Origin of the sequence: Modestobacter marinus (assembly GCF_011758655.1) — a bacterium.
In the GTDB taxonomy this organism is placed as follows: Bacteria; Actinomycetota; Actinomycetes; order Mycobacteriales; family Geodermatophilaceae; genus Modestobacter; species Modestobacter marinus.
Genome location: NZ_JAAMPA010000002.1, coordinates 791,214 through 806,172, shown reverse-complemented (window position 1 = coordinate 806,172; position 14,959 = coordinate 791,214). Strand labels below are relative to the sequence as shown.

Genomic DNA, 14,959 nt, shown 5'->3' with positions numbered 1-14,959 from the left:
CCGTCCCGGTGACCGGCCCCGTGCTGATCGTGGTCGGCCCGCCGGCGTCGGGGAAGTCGACGGTGGGCGCGGCGGTCGCGGCGGCCCTGGACCTGGCCTTCCGGGACACCGACGCCGACGTGGAGGTCGAGGCCGGGACGACGGTGGCCGACCTCTTCGTGCAGCAGGGCGAACCGCACTTCCGGGCGCTGGAGGAGCAGGCCGTGGCCCGGGCGCTGGCCGAGCACGACGGCGTGCTGGCCCTGGGCGGCGGCGCGGTCACCAGCGCCGCCACCCGGCAGCGGCTGGTCGCCCACGGTCGCGCCGGCCGGGCCGTGGTGTGGCTGGACGTCGACGTCGCCTCGGCGGCCCGGCGGGTGGGGCTGTCCCGGGACCGGCCGCTGCTGGCGGTCAACCCACGCGCCATGCTGCGGACCATGCTCGAGACCCGCGCCCCGCTCTACGCCGAGGTCGCCACCGCGACCGTCGTCACCTCCGCCCGCCCGATCGAGGACGTCGTGGCCGACGTGCTCACCGCCGTCGGGGCAGGCACGCGGTGACCGCCCAGCGGATCACCGTCGGCGGCGAACGGCCCTACGACGTGGTCATCGGCCCGGGCGTGCAGGCGCAGCTCGGCCTGGTGCTCGACGGCACCGCCCGCGCGGCCGTGGTGCACAGCCGGGCGCTGGCCGCCGCGGCCGGTGCCGCGGTCGAGACGCTGCAGCAGGCGGGGGTCGCCGCGGAGGCGGTCGTCGTCCCCGACGGCGAGGCCGCGAAGACCGCCGAGGTCGCCGCCGGCGCCTGGGAGGAGTTCGGCCGGCTGGGGCTCACCCGGTCCGACGCCGTGGTCGGCATCGGCGGGGGAGCGGTCACCGACCTCGCCGGGTTCCTGGCCGCCACCTGGACCCGCGGCATCCGCGTCGTGCAGGTGCCGACCAGCCTGCTGGCCATGGTCGACGCCGCGGTCGGCGGCAAGACCGGCATCAACACCGCGGCCGGCAAGAACCTGGTCGGCGCCTTCCACCCGCCGGCCGCGGTGCTCGCCGACACCGACGCGCTGGCCGGGCTGCCCGAGGCGGAGTTCCGGTCGGGGCTGGCCGAGGTGGTCAAGTGCGGCTTCATCGCCGACGGCGCCATCCTCGACCTGCTCGCGGCCGACCCCACCGGGCGCGCCGACACCGCCGAGCTGATCGCCCGGGCGGTGCAGGTCAAGGCCGACGCGGTGGCCGCGGACCTCTACGACACCGGTCGCCGGGAGTTCCTCAACTACGGCCACACCCTGGGGCACGCCATCGAGCGGGTGGAGGACTTCGGCTGGCGGCACGGGGAGGCGGTGGCCGTCGGGCTGGTGTTCGCCGCGGAGCTGGCCTGCCAGGCCGGGCGGCTCTCCCGCGCCGACGCCGACCGGCACCGCGACCTGGTCGCCGCCCTCGGTCTGCCCACCAGCTACCAGGGCGACTGGGCCCTGCTGCAGTCGGTGATGCGGGTGGACAAGAAGGCGCGCGGTGCCTCGCTGCGCTTCGTCGTCCTCGACGGGCTCGGCGCGCCGGCCATCCTCACCGATCCCGACCAGGCCTGGCTGGACGCCGCCTGGGCGGCGGTCTCCGAGCCGTCCACCCACCCCACCGACACTGCGTCGTCCACCCACCCCTCCACCCCGACGGAGCCCGCATGACCATCCAGGTGCTGAACGGCGCCAACCTCGGCCGGCTGGGCACCCGCGAGCCGGAGAAGTACGGGACGACCACGTACGCCGAGCTGGTGCAGCTGGTCCAGGCGGCGGCCGCCGGGCTGGGCCAGGACGTCGTCGTCCGGCAGACCGACTCCGAGGCCGAGCTGCTCGGCTGGGTCTTCGACGCCACCGACGCCGGGGACGCCGTGGTGGTCAACCCCGGTGGCTGGTCGCACACCTCGGTGGTGCTGCGGGACGCGCTGTCGGCGGTGCACGGCCCGGTCGTCGAGGTGCACCTGACCAACATCCACGCCCGCGAGGAGTTCCGGCACCACTCCTTCGTCTCCGGTGTCGCCGACGGCGTGATCGCCGGGCTCGGTGTGGTCGGCTACGAGCTCGCCCTGCGCTACCTGGCCGCGAAGGGCGTGCGATGACCCGCGACACCAGCCGAGAGGCCGCCCGCCGGGACCGCCTCCGGGCCACGGCTGCGGCGGCCGGGCTGGACGCCGTCCTGGTCACCGACCTGCTCAACGTCCGTTACCTGACCGGGTTCACCGGCTCCAACGGCGCGCTGCTGCTGCGGGTCGACGGCTCGACCGGCGGCGACGTGTTCGGCACCGACGGCCGGTACACGACGCAGGCGGGCACCCAGGTGCCCGACGTGGAGCTGCTGGTCGACCGCGCCACGATGCCGGCACTGGCCCGCGCGGCCCGCACCGGCGGCGCGACCCGGCTCGGGTTCGAGTCGCACGTGGTGACCGTCGACGAGCTGCACGGCCTGGAGCGGCTGCTCGGCGAGGACGGCGCGACCGTGGAGCTGGTCAGCGTCCGGCGGGCGGTCGAGGCGCTGCGCGCGATCAAGGACGACGGCGAGGTCGAGGCGCTCCGCCGGGCCTGCGCGGTCGCCGACGCCGCGCTGGCCGAGTTGGCCGCCGAGGGCGCGCTGCGGCCGGGTCGCACCGAGCTGCAGGTGGGCCGGGAGCTGGACGCCCGGATGCTCGCCCTCGGGGCCGAGGCGCCGAGCTTCGAGACGATCGTGGCGACCGGGGCGAACTCCGCCATCCCGCACCACCGTCCCGACTCCACCGAGCTGCGCGCCGGCGACTTCCTCAAGCTGGACTTCGGGGCCACCGTCGACGGCTACCACTCCGACATGACCCGCACCCTGGTGCTGGGGCACGCCGCGGACTGGCAGCGCGAGGTCTACGAGCTGGTCGCGGCCTCGCAGGCGGCCGGCCGCGCGGCGCTGGCGGTGGGCGCCGAGGTGACCGCGGTGGACGCCGCGGCCCGCGACGTCATCGTCGCCGCCGGGCACGGCGAGCACTTCACCCACGGCCTCGGGCACGGTGTCGGGCTGGAGATCCACGAGGCTCCGGGCATCGGAGCAGCGGGCGCAGGTACCCTGGCCGCTGGCATGGCCGTCACCGTGGAGCCAGGCGTGTACCTGCCCGGCCACGGCGGTGTCCGGATCGAGGACACCTTGATCGTCACGGACGACGAGCCCGAGTTGTTGACCCTCACGAGCAAGGAACTGCTGGTCCTCTAGATGGCTACCACCAACGACCTCAAGAACGGCACCGTCCTCAACCTCGACGGCCAGCTGTGGACCGTCACCGACTTCCAGCACGTGAAGCCGGGCAAGGGCGGCGCCTTCGTCCGCACCACGCTGAAGAACGTGCTCTCCGGCAAGGTCGTCGACCGGACGTTCAACGCCGGCACGAAGGTCGAGACGGCGAACGTCGACAAGCGGTCGATGACCTACCTCTACCAGGACGGCGCCGACTACGTCTTCATGGACGGCGACACCTTCGACCAGATCCCGGTCTCGGCCGCGACGCTGGGCGGCGGGGCCGACTACCTGCTGGAGAACACCGAGGTCATCGTGGCGGTGCACGACGGCACCCCGCTGTACGTCGAGTTGCCGGTGACGATGGAGCTGGTGGTCCAGCACACCGACCCGGGCCTGCAGGGCGACCGCTCCACCGGCGGCACGAAGCCCGCGACCCTGGAGACGGGGGCGGAGATCCAGGTGCCGCTGTTCATCACCACCGGCGAGAAGCTGAAGGTCGACACCCGCGACGGCCGCTACCTCGGCCGGGTCAGCTGACCTCGTGGCCGCCCGTTCCAAGGCGCGCAAGCGCGCGGTCGACGTCCTCTACGAGGCCGACCTGCGTTCCAGCGACCCGCTCGCCGTCCTGCGCGACCGCGTCGCCGACGGCAACCCACCGGTGCCCGAGCACGCCGTCCGGCTGGTCGAGGGCGTCGTCGGGCAGCAGCCGCGGATCGACGAGCTGATCGAGGAGCACGCCTCCGGCTGGTCCCTGGACCGGCTGCCCGACGTGGACCGGGCCATCCTGCGGATGGCCGTCTACGAGCTGCTGTGGGTCGACGACGTCCCCGACGCGGTGGTGATCGACGAGGCGGTGGAGCTGGCCAAGGCGCTGTCCACCGACGACTCCCCGGGCTACGTGAACGGCGTCCTCGGTGGCATCGTCCGCGCCGAGATCCCCACGTAGCAGCCGCACACGCGCGAAGAGCCCGCCCTGGTCGTCCAGGGCGGGCTCTTCGCGTTCTGCGACGGAGGTTGACCACGGTGCGCGCGTCAGCGCGCTGAGGCCGGCGGCGGGCCCGGCGCAGGGCCGGGAGCGGCTCCACGCAGGTCGGGACCGCTCCTGCAGCGCTGCGATCCGTCAGGACCGCAGCGTCAGCGCGGGGTGCGGCGCCGTTCGCCCCAGGACGCGTCGTCGTCCTCCTCGGTGGCGTAGCCGACGCCGTCGGCACCCGGGGACAGCACGCCCCACTCGATGAGCCGGGTGGTCAGCTCGTCGGGGCTCATGTCGTAGATGATCGCCAGCGACTTGAGGTCCTCGGCGCGGATCGAGAGCACCTTGCCGTTGTAGTCGTGCCGCTGCGCCTGGATGGTCGAGGCGTAGCGGGCCAGCGGGCCGGCCTCGTCGGCGGGCAGCGAGCCCAGCGACTCCAGGTTGAGCACGATCTTGGTGCTCTTGGTGACCGCGGAGCTCGGCCGCGGGTCGGGCAGCAGCTCGGAGACGGGCACGCCGTAGAACACGGCCAGCTCGGACAGCCGCTGCACGGTGACCGCGCGGTCGCCGCGCTCGTAGGAGCCGACGACGACGGCCTTCCACCGGCCGTGGGACTTGTCCTCCACGCCCTGCAACGACAGCCCTTGCTGGTTGCGGATGGCCCGCAGGCGGGCGCCCAGCGCCCTGGAGTAGTCGGTGCTCATGACCTCTGCTCACTGACTGTCGTCGGTAGGGAACGGTTCTGGTCACGCAGAGTACTGGCAGACCGGGTGCGGCGACAGCCCGGGAACCCCCAACGAGTCAGATCGCGTTCATCCGGCCGTCTCCCGGGCGAGATGCGGGTCACCTGCGCCGGTGCAGTACCGTCGTCGCCGGTCCCACCCGTCGTCGGCCGGTCCGGCCGGCGGCGCAGATCTCCTTTAACGACCCGTCCCGTGAGGCGGGGAAGGAGGCTTGATGACCATGTCATCAGAGCTGCCCGCACCACCGCCCACCGAGCCGTCCGCCGGTGGCCCCCCGCCGTTGCTGGGCGCGGACGACGTCGCCCGGGTGGTCGACCGGATCGCCCACCAGCTCATCGAGCGGGCCGCGAGCGCCTCGCCCGCCGGCGCCGCCGACGGTGGCCTCGCCGACCTGGTGCTCGTCGGGATCCCCACCCGCGGCGCCCCGCTGGCCCGGCGGCTGGCCGCCCGGATCGAGGCCTTCAGCGGCACCGCGGTCGACGTCGGCACGGTCGACATCACCCTCTACCGCGACGACCTGCGGCTGCGCGGCGTCCGTGCGCTGGAGGACACCCGGCTGCCGGAGGCCGGGGTCGACGGCCGGCTGGTCGTGCTCGTCGACGACGTGCTGTTCTCCGGCCGGTCCGTGCGCGCCGCCCTGGACGCGCTGCGCGACCTCGGCCGGCCCCGCGCGGTGCAGCTGGCGGTGCTGGTCGACCGCGGCCACCGGGAGCTGCCGATCCGGGCCGACTACGTGGGCAAGAACGTGCCGACCGCCCGCACCCAGAAGGTCGAGGTGCACCTGGCCGAGATCGACGGGCTCGACGAGGTCCTGGTCACCGGGGGAGAGCAGTGAAGCGGCACCTGCTGGAGGCCGGCGACCTGGACCGGGCCGACGCGACCCTGGTGCTGGACACCGCCGGCCAGATCGAGTCGGCGCTGGCCGGCCGGGAGGTCAAGAAGCTCCCGACCCTGCGCGGGCGCACCGTGGTCAACCTCTTCTACGAGGACTCGACCCGCACCCGGATCTCCTTCGAGCTGGCGGCCAAGCGGCTCTCCGCCGACGTGATCAACTTCTCCGCCAAGGGCAGCAGCGTCTCCAAGGGCGAGAGCCTCAAGGACACCGCGCTGACCCTCGAGGCGATGGGCGCCGACGGGATCGTCGTCCGGCACGGGGCCTCCGGGGCGCCGCACCGGCTGGCCACCTGGGTCAAGGGCAGCGTGGTGAACGCCGGCGACGGCACCCACGAGCACCCCACCCAGGCGCTGCTGGACGCGTACACGATCCGGCAGCGGCTGGGCCGGCTCGACGGGGTGCGGGTGGTCGTCGTCGGTGACGTGCTGCACAGCCGGGTGGCCCGCTCCAACGTCTGGCTGCTGTCCACCCTGGGCGCCGAGGTCACCCTGGTCGCCCCGCCGACCCTGCTGCCGGTCGGGGTCGGCAGCTGGCCGGTCGCGGTTTCCTACGACCTGGACGCCGTCCTGCCCAAGGCCGACGTGGTGATGATGCTGCGGGTGCAGGCCGAGCGGATGAACGCCTCGTTCTTCCCCAGCGCCCGCGAGTACAGCCGCCGCTACGGCCTGGACGCCCGGCGGATGGCGGTGCTGCCCGACCACGCGATCGTCATGCACCCCGGTCCGATGAACCGCGGCATGGAGATCGCCGCCGAGGTGGCCGACTCCGCCCGCTCCACCATCGTCGACCAGGTCGGCAACGGCGTCAGCGTGCGCATGGCCGTCCTGTACCTGCTGCTGGGAGGGGCTCCCGAATGACGCTCATCACGAACGTCCGTCCGTACGGCGAGGACGCCGTGGACATCCGCATCACCGACGGCCGGATCACCGAGATCGGCCCAGGTCTGGCCGGGGACGACGACGTCGTCGACGGCGGTGGACTGGTCGCGCTGCCGGGCCTGGTCGACCTGCACACCCACCTGCGCGAGCCGGGCCGGGAGGACGCCGAGACGGTCGAGACCGGCAGCCGGGCAGCGGCCCTGGGCGGGTTCACCGCGGTGCACGCGATGGCCAACACCGACCCGGTCGCCGACACCGCCGGCGTCGTCGAGCAGGTCTGGCGGCTGGGCCAGGAGGCCGGGCTGGTCGACGTCGTCCCGGTCGGGGCGGTCACGGTCGGCCTGCGCGGGGAACGGCTGGCCGAGCTCGGCGCGATGGCCGACTCCGCCGCGCGGGTGCGGGTGTTCTCCGACGACGGGCACTGCGTCGCCGACCCCGCGCTGATGCGCCGGGCCCTGGAGTACGTCAAGGCCCTGGACGGCGTCGTCGCCCAGCACGCCGAGGAGCCCCGGCTCACCGTGGGCGCCCAGATGAACGAGGGTGACCGCTCCGCCCGGCTGGGGCTGGCCGGCTGGCCGGCCGCGGCCGAGGAGGCGGTGATCGCCCGGGACGTGCTGCTGGCCGGGCACGTCGGCGCGCGGCTGCACGTCTGCCACGTCTCGACGGCCGGGTCGGTCGACATCCTGCGCTGGGCGAAGTCCCGTGGCGTGCAGGTGACCGCCGAGGTCACCCCGCACCACCTGCTGCTCACCGACGAGTGCGCCGAGACCTACGACCCGGTGTTCAAGGTGAACCCGCCGCTGCGCAGCGACGCCGACGTCCAGGCGCTGCGGGCGGGGCTGGCCGACGGCACGATCGACGCCGTCGCCACCGACCACGCCCCGCACGCGGTGGAGGACAAGGAGAGCGAGTGGGCCTCGGCCCGCCCGGGGATGCTCGGCCTGGAGCAGGCGCTCTCGATCGTCGTGCAGACCATGGTCGAGCCCGGGTTGCTCGACTGGCGCGGCGTCGCCGACCGCATGTCGGTCCGCCCGGCGGCCATCGGCCGGCTGGCCGGGCACGGCCGCCCGCTCGCCGTCGGCGAGCCGGCCAACCTGCTGCTGCTGGACCCCACGCACCGGGCCACCGTCGACCCGGCCGCGCTGGCCAGCCGCAGCCGCAACAGCCCCTATGCCGGCCGGGAGCTCCCCGGCCGGGTGGTCGCCACGTTCCTGCGGGGGACGGCGACCGTGCTCGACGGAAAGGCACAGAAGTGACCGAGGCACTGCTCGTCCTGGAGGACGGGCGCACGTTCCGTGGGGAGTCCTACGGCGCTACTGGGACCACGGTCGGCGAGGCGGTGTTCTCCACCGGGATGACCGGCTACCAGGAGACCCTCACCGATCCCAGCTACGCCGGCCAGATCATCACGATGACGGCCCCCCACGTGGGCAACACCGGCGTCAACGGCGAGGACGACGAGAGCCGCCGCATGTGGGTGGCCGGGTTCGTGGTCCGCGACCCCGCCCGCCGCCCGGCGAACTGGCGGGCCACCGGCAGCCTGGACGACGAGCTGGTCGCCCAGGGCGTGGTGGGGATCAGCGGCATCGACACCCGCGCGCTGACCCGGCACCTGCGCGACCGCGGCGCGATGCGCGCCGGCATCAGCACCGAGCTGGACGCCGAGGCGCTGCTGGCCCGGGTGACCGGGAGCCCGAGCATGACCGGCGCGGACCTCGCCCCCAGCGTCAGTGCGAGCGAGCCCTACGTCGTCCCGGCGGTGGGGGAGAAGCGGTTTACCATCGCCGCCCTGGACCTGGGCATCAAGACCGCCACCCCGCGGTACCTGGCCGAGCTGGGCGTGGAGACGCACGTGCTGCCCGCGACCGCGACCGCCGAGCAGCTGCTCGAGGCCGGCGTGGACGGCGTCTTCGTCTCCAACGGCCCCGGCGACCCGGCGGCCGCCGACTACGCGGTCGAGGCGGTGCGCGGGGTGCTGGAGGCCCGGCGTCCGCTGTTCGGCATCTGCTTCGGCAACCAGATCCTCGGCCGCGCCCTCGGCCTGGGCACCTACAAGCTGCGCTTCGGCCACCGCGGCCTGAACCAGCCGGTGCTGGACCGGGTCAGCGCCACGGTGCGGGTGACGAGCCACAACCACGGCTTCGCCGTCGACGCCCCGCTGGACCGGCCGGTCGACACCCCGTTCGGGCCGGTGGAGGTCAGCCACGTCGGGCTCAACGACGACGTGGTCGAGGGGCTCCGGCTGCTCGACGCCCCGGCGTTCAGCGTGCAGTTCCACCCGGAGGCCGCGGCCGGACCGCACGACGCGAACCCGCTCTTCGGCCGGTTCGTCGACCTGATGGCCGCATCCAAGGAAGGCAGTGCCGTGACACCCCCACCCGTCGTCGAGTCGAGCACGGGGGAGAACGCCTGATGCCCAAGCGGACAGATCTGCAGCACGTGCTGGTGATCGGCTCGGGGCCGATCGTCATCGGCCAGGCCAGCGAGTTCGACTACTCGGGCACCCAGGCCTGCCGGGTGCTCAAGAGCGAGGGCCTGCGGGTCAGCCTGGTCAACAGCAACCCGGCCACGATCATGACCGACCCGGAGGTCGCCGACGCCACCTACGTGGAGCCGCTGACCCCGGAGTTCGTCGAGCGGGTCATCGCCGCCGAGCGGCCGGACGCGCTGCTGGCCACCCTGGGCGGCCAGACGGCGCTGAACCTCGCCATCGGGCTGTACGAGAACGGCGTGCTGGAGAAGTACGGCGTCCAGCTGATCGGTGCCGACGTCGACGCGATCAACCGCGGCGAGGACCGGCAGAAGTTCAAGGACATCGTGCGCTCCATCGGCGCCGACGCCCCGCGCTCCACGGTCTGCTCGACCGTGGACGAGGCGCTGGCCACCGCCGCCGAGGTCGGCTACCCGGTGGTCATCCGGCCCAGCTTCACCATGGGCGGGCTGGGCTCGGGGATCGCCACCGACGAGCCGATGCTGCGCCGGATGGCCGGCCACGGGCTGGCCGACTCCCCGGTGCACACCGTGCTGATCGAGGAGTCGGTGCTCGGCTGGAAGGAGTTCGAGCTCGAGCTGATGCGCGACCGCAGCGACAACGTCGTCGTGATCTGCTCGATCGAGAACATCGACGCGATGGGCGTGCACACCGGTGACTCGGTGACCGTCGCCCCGGCGATGACGCTCACCGACCGCGAGTACCAGCAGATGCGCGACGTCGGCATCGCGGTGCTGCGCGAGGTCGGCGTGGACACCGGCGGCTGCAACATCCAGTTCGCCGTCCACCCGGAGACGGGTCGGCTCGTGGTCATCGAGATGAACCCGCGGGTGTCCCGGTCCTCGGCGCTGGCGTCGAAGGCCACCGGCTTCCCGATCGCCAAGATCGCCGCGAAGCTGGCCATCGGCTACACCCTCGACGAGATCACGAACGACATCACCGGGGTCACCCCGGCGTCGTTCGAGCCGTCGCTGGACTACGTCGTGGTGAAGATCCCGCGGTTCGCGTTCGAGAAGTTCCCCGGCGCGGACCCGCGACTGACCACGACGATGAAGAGCGTCGGCGAGGTCATGGCGATGGGCCGCAACTTCACCGAGGCCCTCGGCAAGGCGATGCGCTCCACCGAGACCGCCGCCGCCGGGTTCTGGACCGACACCGCCGAGCCCGCCGACGCCGCCGCCCTGGTGGAGAAGCTGCGCACCCCGGTCGACGGCCGGCTCTACACCGCGCAGCGGGCGCTGGCCGCCGGCGCCACCGTCGAGCAGGTCGCGGAGGCCAGCGGCTTCGACACCTGGTTCGTCGACCAGATCGCGATGGTCACCGAGATCGGCACCGAGCTGCGGGAGGCGCCGTCGCTGACTCCGGAGCTGCTGCGCCGGGCCAAGCGGCACGGCCTGTCCGACCGCCAGGTCGCCGCGCTGCGGCCGGAGCTGGCGGGGGAGGACGGCGTCCGCACGCTGCGCTGGCGGCTGGGGATCCGGCCGGTCTACAAGACCGTGGACACCTGCGCCGCCGAGTTCGCCGCCCGCACGCCGTACCACTACTCCTCCTACGACTCCGAGACAGAGGTGGAGCCGCGGGAGCGCCCGGCGGTGCTGATCCTCGGATCGGGGCCGAACCGGATCGGGCAGGGCGTGGAGTTCGACTACTCCTGCGTGCACGCGGTGATGGCCCTGCAGGACGCCGGCTACGAGGCGGTGATGGTCAACTGCAACCCGGAGACCGTCTCCACCGACTACGACACCGCCGACCGGCTGTACTTCGAGCCGCTCACCTTCGAGGACGTGCTGGAGGTCGTGGAGGCCGAGCGCGCCGCCGGCCCGGTCGCCGGGGTCATCTGCACGCTGGGCGGGCAGACCCCGCTGGGTCTGGCGCAGCGGCTCAAGGACGCCGGCGTCCCGGTGCTGGGCACGTCGCCGGAGGCGATCGACGCCGCCGAGGACCGCGGGGCGTTCTCCCGGGTGCTCTCCGACACCGGCCTGCTCGCGCCCAAGCACGGCATGGCGACGACGTCGGCCGAGGCCGTGGCGATCGCCGCCTCCATCGGCTACCCGGTGCTGGTACGGCCCTCCTACGTGCTCGGCGGGCGGGGCATGGAGATCGTCTACGAGGACGCCATGCTCCAGGCCTACATCACCAAGGCCACCGACGTGAGCGCCGACCACCCGGTGCTGGTCGACCGGTTCCTCGAGGACGCCGTGGAGATCGACGTCGACGCCCTCTACGACGGCACCGACCTGTACCTGGGCGGGGTCATGGAGCACATCGAGGAGGCCGGGATCCACTCGGGCGACTCGGCGTGCGCGCTGCCGCCGATCACCCTGGGCGGTGAGGACCTGCTGACCATCCGGCGGGCCACCGAGGCGCTGGCGGCCCGGATCGGCGTGCGCGGGCTGATGAACGTGCAGTACGCGCTGAAGGACGACGTCCTCTACGTGCTGGAGGCCAACCCGCGCGCGAGCCGCACGGTGCCGTTCGTGTCGAAGGTGACCGCGGTGCAGCTGGCCAAGGCCGCGGCCCGGATCGCGGTCGGCCAGACGATCGCCCAGCTGCGCACCGAGGGCGTGCTGCCGGCCACCGGGGACGGCACCGACCTGCCGGTCGACGGCCCGATCGCGGTGAAGGAGGCGGTGCTGCCGTTCCACCGGTTCCGCACCATCGAGGGCCACGGGGTGGACACCGTGCTGGGGCCGGAGATGAAGTCGACCGGCGAGGTGATGGGCATCGACGCGGAGTTCGGCACCGCGTTCGCCAAGTCCCAGGCCGCCGCCTACGGCGACCTGCCGACCGGCGGCACGGTGTTCGTGTCGCTGGCCAACCGGGACAAGCGCTCGGCGGTCTTCCCGGTGAAGCGGCTGGCCGACCTGGGCTTCCGGGTGCTGGCCACCGTCGGCACCGCCCAGGTGCTCCGCCGCAACGGGGTCTCCTGCGAGGTGGTCGGGAAGTTCTCCCAGGGCCCGGGCAACATCGTCGAGCGGATCCTGGCCGGCGAGATCGACCTGGTGGTCAACACCCCGTTCGGCACGCCGGGCAACAGCGGCCCGCGGCTGGACGGGTACGAGATCCGGGCCGCTGCGGTCAGCGCCGGCATCCCGTGCATCACCACCGTGCAGGGCATGGCGGCCACCGTGCAGGGCGTCGAGTCGCTGCGCCGGGGCGACATCGGGGTGCGCAGCCTGCAGGACCTGCACGAGTCGCTGGTCGCCGCCCAGGCGGCGGCCGGGACCACGGCGTGACCGGGGGCGGGGGAGCCGACCCGGCGGTGGCCGAACTCGGCCGTGAGCTGCGGGCGGCGGGCCTGACCGGTCCGGTGCTCCGGGGCCTGCACGCCGCCGCCGTCGCCCGGCTGGACGGCGCCCCCGCCCCCGAGCCTCGCTGGCTCACCGAGCTCACCATCGACCTGGACCGGGACGGGCTGGACGCCGGTGACCTGCCCGCGCTGGTCCGGCTGCTGGCCACCACCGGGATGCACCGGCTGCTGGCCCGCTCGGGGGTGCGCTTCCCGGCCTACGCCCTCACCGACGACGTCGCCGCCGCGCGCGTCGGGCCGCCGGGGCCGCGGCTGCCGGTCCGCCCCCGGGCCGCCGGCAGCTGGTCGGTGCTCGGCCGGCGGACCGGTTTCCCGATCGGCGTCCCGGCCTGCCCGCTGACCGGCACCGCCGCCTGGGTGCAGTACCTGGCCGGGAACGGCTTCAACCTGCTCACCTACAAGACCGTCCGCAGCCACGCGCACCCGGCCAACCCGTTCCCCAACTGGGCGTTCGTCCCGGCGGCCCGCGAGCCCTTCGCGGTCGGCGGCCCGCCGCCGGTGGTCACCGCGGAGCCGTCGGACTGGGTGCCGCCCGGCGACCCGGCGGTGACCTCGACGAACTCCTTCGGGGTGCCGTCGCCGGACCCGGCGGTCTGGACCGAGGACGTCGCCGCCGCCGTCCGCTGCCTGGCCGACGACCAACTGCTGCTGGTCAGCGTGCTGGGGGAGGACCACGGCGAGGGCCCGCCACAGCTGCAGGCGATCGCCGAGGACTTCGCCCGGACCGCCCGGCTGGCCGAGGCCGCCGGCGCCCCGGTGGTGGAGCTGAACCTGTCCTGCCCCAACGCCCTCGACGCCGCCCGGGGCGGGGTGCGCCCGCCGATCTGCCTGGACGCCGAGCTGACCACGGCGATCGTCGAGACCACCCGGCGCGCGCTGTCCAGCAGCACCGGGCTGGTCGCCAAGCTCTCCTGGCTGGACGGGCCCGCCCTGGCCGGCCTGCTGCCCCGGATCGCGCCGCACCTGGACGGGGTCGCCGCGATCAACACGGTGCAGTGCGCGGTGCAGCGCGCCGACGGCCGGCCCACCTTCCCGGGACGGCCGCTGGCCGGGGTCTCCGGCGTCGCGGTGCGCGACCTCGCCCTGGACTTCACCGCCCGGCTGCTGGACCTCCGCGCCGCCGGTGGCTTCGACTTCGACGTCCTGGCGATGGGCGGGGTGACCGACCCGGCGAGCTGCGCGGCGCTGCTGGAGCTCGGCGCGGCCGGTGTGCAGACCGCCACCGGGGCCTTCGCCGACCCCTTCCTCGCCCGCGCCTGCGTCGAGGAGCTCGCCGGGGTGCCGGCGTGAACGGCACCTTCGGGGAGCGGCTGGCCGACGCCGTCGCAGCGCGCGGCCCGCTGTGCGTGGGCATCGACCCGCACCTGCCGCTGCTGGAGCGCTGGGGACTGCCCGACAGCCCCGACGGGCTGGCCCGGTTCACCGACGCCGTCGTCGACGCGCTGGCCGGGCACGTCGCGGTGCTCAAGCCCCAGCTGGCCTTCTACGAGCGGCACGGCTCCCGCGGGCTGGCCGTGCTCGAGGACGCCGTGGCCCGGGCGCGGGCGGCCGGGGCGCTGGTGCTGCTGGACGCCAAGCGCGGCGACATCGGCTCCACGATGGACGCCTACGCCGACTACCTGCGCCCCGAGCACCCGCTCGCCGTCGACGCACTGACGGTCAGCCCGTTCCTGGGCCCGGGCTCGCTGCAGCCGGCCGTGGACACCGCCCGGCTGCACGGCGGCGGGCTGTTCGTGCTGGCCCGCACCTCCAACCCGGACGCCGGCACCCTGCAGCACGCGCTGGTGGGGGAGCGGACCGCCGCCCAGGTCGTCGTGGACACCGTGCGCGGCTGGAACACCCCGGGGTGGGTGGTGGGCGACCCGCTGCCCGACATCGCCGCGGTGCGCGACGTGGCGGGCCGGTGGGGGCCGACCACGGGTTCCTTCGGCGTCGTCGTGGGCGCCACCCTGCCCGACCTGGACGTCGACCTCGACGGGCTCGGCGGGCCGGTGCTCGCCCCGGGCCTGGGCGCCCAGGGCGGGTCGGCCGCCGACCTGCGCCGGCTGTTCGGGACCGGGCGCGCCGTCGTCCCGACCGTCTCCCGCGACGTGCTGCAGGCCGGGCCGGACGCCGCCGCCCTGCGGGCCGCCGCCGACCGCTGGACGGCGGAGCTCACCGCCTGAGCCGCGCGGCCGCTGCCCGCCCCCGGTGGTCCGGTGCCGGCGAGGCGGCCTCCGGGGGACCGGCGGCGCGCTGACCAGCAGTGACGGACTGATTACGGCCCCGTGCAGTCCGGTCGTGTGTCCGCACAGCACACCGCTGCAGCGCGGATGACACGGGGCCCAGGGTGACCAGCGGGTTCAGGGTGACTAGGTTGGCGGCCAGGCTCCCACCGAGGGCCGCCGTCCAGGCACACTCCACACCGAACGACACCGCCGGCCGCAGCGCCGGCACGAACACGATTGG

14 protein-coding genes are annotated in these 14,959 nt (G+C 74.2%); 13 read left to right on the top strand and 1 reads right to left on the bottom strand.

The genetic code is table 11. The features are described from left to right. Window positions 1-8 precede the first annotated feature (8 nt). The 6 genes from FB380_RS19770 to nusB are packed head-to-tail and all read left to right on the top strand — an operon-like array spanning window position 9 to window position 4,167. Window positions 9-539, top strand: a complete 531-nt coding sequence (locus tag FB380_RS19770) for a shikimate kinase (RefSeq protein WP_166756986.1) — start codon at window positions 9-11, stop codon at window positions 537-539. Then, window positions 536-1,654, top strand: a complete 1,119-nt coding sequence (gene aroB, locus FB380_RS19765; RefSeq protein ID WP_166756985.1) for a 3-dehydroquinate synthase — start codon at window positions 536-538, stop codon at window positions 1,652-1,654. Before FB380_RS19770 ends, aroB begins: the two co-directional genes overlap by 4 nt. Continuing rightward, a complete protein-coding gene (gene aroQ, locus FB380_RS19760; protein ID WP_166756984.1) occupies window positions 1,651-2,085 on the top strand; it encodes a type II 3-dehydroquinate dehydratase in 435 nt (144 codons plus the stop codon). The genes aroB and aroQ overlap by 4 nt, the downstream gene beginning before the upstream one ends. Continuing rightward, window positions 2,082-3,197, top strand: a complete 1,116-nt coding sequence (locus tag FB380_RS19755; protein WP_166756983.1) for a M24 family metallopeptidase — start codon at window positions 2,082-2,084, stop codon at window positions 3,195-3,197. Before aroQ ends, FB380_RS19755 begins: the two co-directional genes overlap by 4 nt. Next, window positions 3,198-3,758, top strand: coding sequence for an elongation factor P (efp, locus tag FB380_RS19750; protein WP_166756982.1), 561 nt, complete (start codon window positions 3,198-3,200; stop codon window positions 3,756-3,758). Window positions 3,759-3,762: 4 nt separating this feature from the next. Next, window positions 3,763-4,167, top strand: a complete 405-nt coding sequence (gene nusB / locus FB380_RS19745; protein WP_166756981.1) for a transcription antitermination factor NusB — start codon at window positions 3,763-3,765, stop codon at window positions 4,165-4,167. Window positions 4,168-4,355: 188 nt separating this feature from the next. Here nusB and bldD read toward each other — a convergent pair whose 3' ends face one another. Next, window positions 4,356-4,898: a transcriptional regulator BldD gene (gene bldD / locus FB380_RS19740; RefSeq protein ID WP_166756980.1), complete on the bottom strand. Its 543-nt coding sequence runs from the start codon at window positions 4,896-4,898 to the stop codon at window positions 4,356-4,358. Between the two features lie 253 nt (window positions 4,899-5,151). On the opposite strand from bldD, the gene pyrR reads away from it, so the two are divergent. The 7 genes from pyrR to pyrF are packed head-to-tail and all read left to right on the top strand — an operon-like array spanning window position 5,152 to window position 14,676. Then, a complete protein-coding gene (pyrR, locus tag FB380_RS19735; protein ID WP_166756979.1) occupies window positions 5,152-5,772 on the top strand; it encodes a bifunctional pyr operon transcriptional regulator/uracil phosphoribosyltransferase PyrR in 621 nt (206 codons plus the stop codon). Continuing rightward, window positions 5,769-6,689 (top strand): aspartate carbamoyltransferase catalytic subunit, encoded by a 921-nt coding sequence (locus tag FB380_RS19730; protein WP_166756978.1) that lies wholly within the window; start codon window positions 5,769-5,771, stop codon window positions 6,687-6,689. Before pyrR ends, FB380_RS19730 begins: the two co-directional genes overlap by 4 nt. Beyond that, a complete protein-coding gene (locus FB380_RS19725) occupies window positions 6,686-7,966 on the top strand; it encodes a dihydroorotase (protein ID WP_166756977.1) in 1,281 nt (426 codons plus the stop codon). The genes FB380_RS19730 and FB380_RS19725 overlap by 4 nt, the downstream gene beginning before the upstream one ends. Continuing rightward, a complete protein-coding gene (carA, locus tag FB380_RS19720) occupies window positions 7,963-9,123 on the top strand; it encodes a glutamine-hydrolyzing carbamoyl-phosphate synthase small subunit (RefSeq protein ID WP_166756976.1) in 1,161 nt (386 codons plus the stop codon). Before FB380_RS19725 ends, carA begins: the two co-directional genes overlap by 4 nt. Further along, window positions 9,123-12,437 carry a carbamoyl-phosphate synthase large subunit gene (gene carB, locus FB380_RS19715; protein ID WP_166756975.1) on the top strand — a complete coding sequence of 1,105 codons (3,315 nt, stop codon included), beginning with the start codon at window positions 9,123-9,125 and terminating at the stop codon, window positions 12,435-12,437. The genes carA and carB overlap by 1 nt, the downstream gene beginning before the upstream one ends. Continuing rightward, the gene (locus FB380_RS19710) at window positions 12,434-13,801 is read left to right on the top strand and encodes a beta/alpha barrel domain-containing protein (RefSeq protein ID WP_229682166.1); all 1,368 of its coding nucleotides are present in this window, start codon (window positions 12,434-12,436) and stop codon (window positions 13,799-13,801) included. Before carB ends, FB380_RS19710 begins: the two co-directional genes overlap by 4 nt. After that, a complete protein-coding gene (gene pyrF / locus FB380_RS19705; protein ID WP_166756974.1) occupies window positions 13,798-14,676 on the top strand; it encodes an orotidine-5'-phosphate decarboxylase in 879 nt (292 codons plus the stop codon). Before FB380_RS19710 ends, pyrF begins: the two co-directional genes overlap by 4 nt. Window positions 14,677-14,959: the final 283 nt, after the last annotated feature.

Coding starts and splice junctions, on each gene's coding strand:
- aroQ (WP_166756984.1), top strand. CDS start 1,651: ATGACCATCCAGGTGCTGAACGGCGCCAACCTCGGCCGGCTGGGCACC.
- FB380_RS19755 (WP_166756983.1), top strand. CDS start 2,082: ATGACCCGCGACACCAGCCGAGAGGCCGCCCGCCGGGACCGCCTCCGG.
- efp (WP_166756982.1), top strand. CDS start 3,198: ATGGCTACCACCAACGACCTCAAGAACGGCACCGTCCTCAACCTCGAC.
- bldD (WP_166756980.1), bottom strand. CDS start 4,898: ATGAGCACCGACTACTCCAGGGCGCTGGGCGCCCGCCTGCGGGCCATC.
- pyrR (WP_166756979.1), top strand. CDS start 5,152: ATGACCATGTCATCAGAGCTGCCCGCACCACCGCCCACCGAGCCGTCC.
- FB380_RS19725 (WP_166756977.1), top strand. CDS start 6,686: ATGACGCTCATCACGAACGTCCGTCCGTACGGCGAGGACGCCGTGGAC.
- carB (WP_166756975.1), top strand. CDS start 9,123: ATGCCCAAGCGGACAGATCTGCAGCACGTGCTGGTGATCGGCTCGGGG.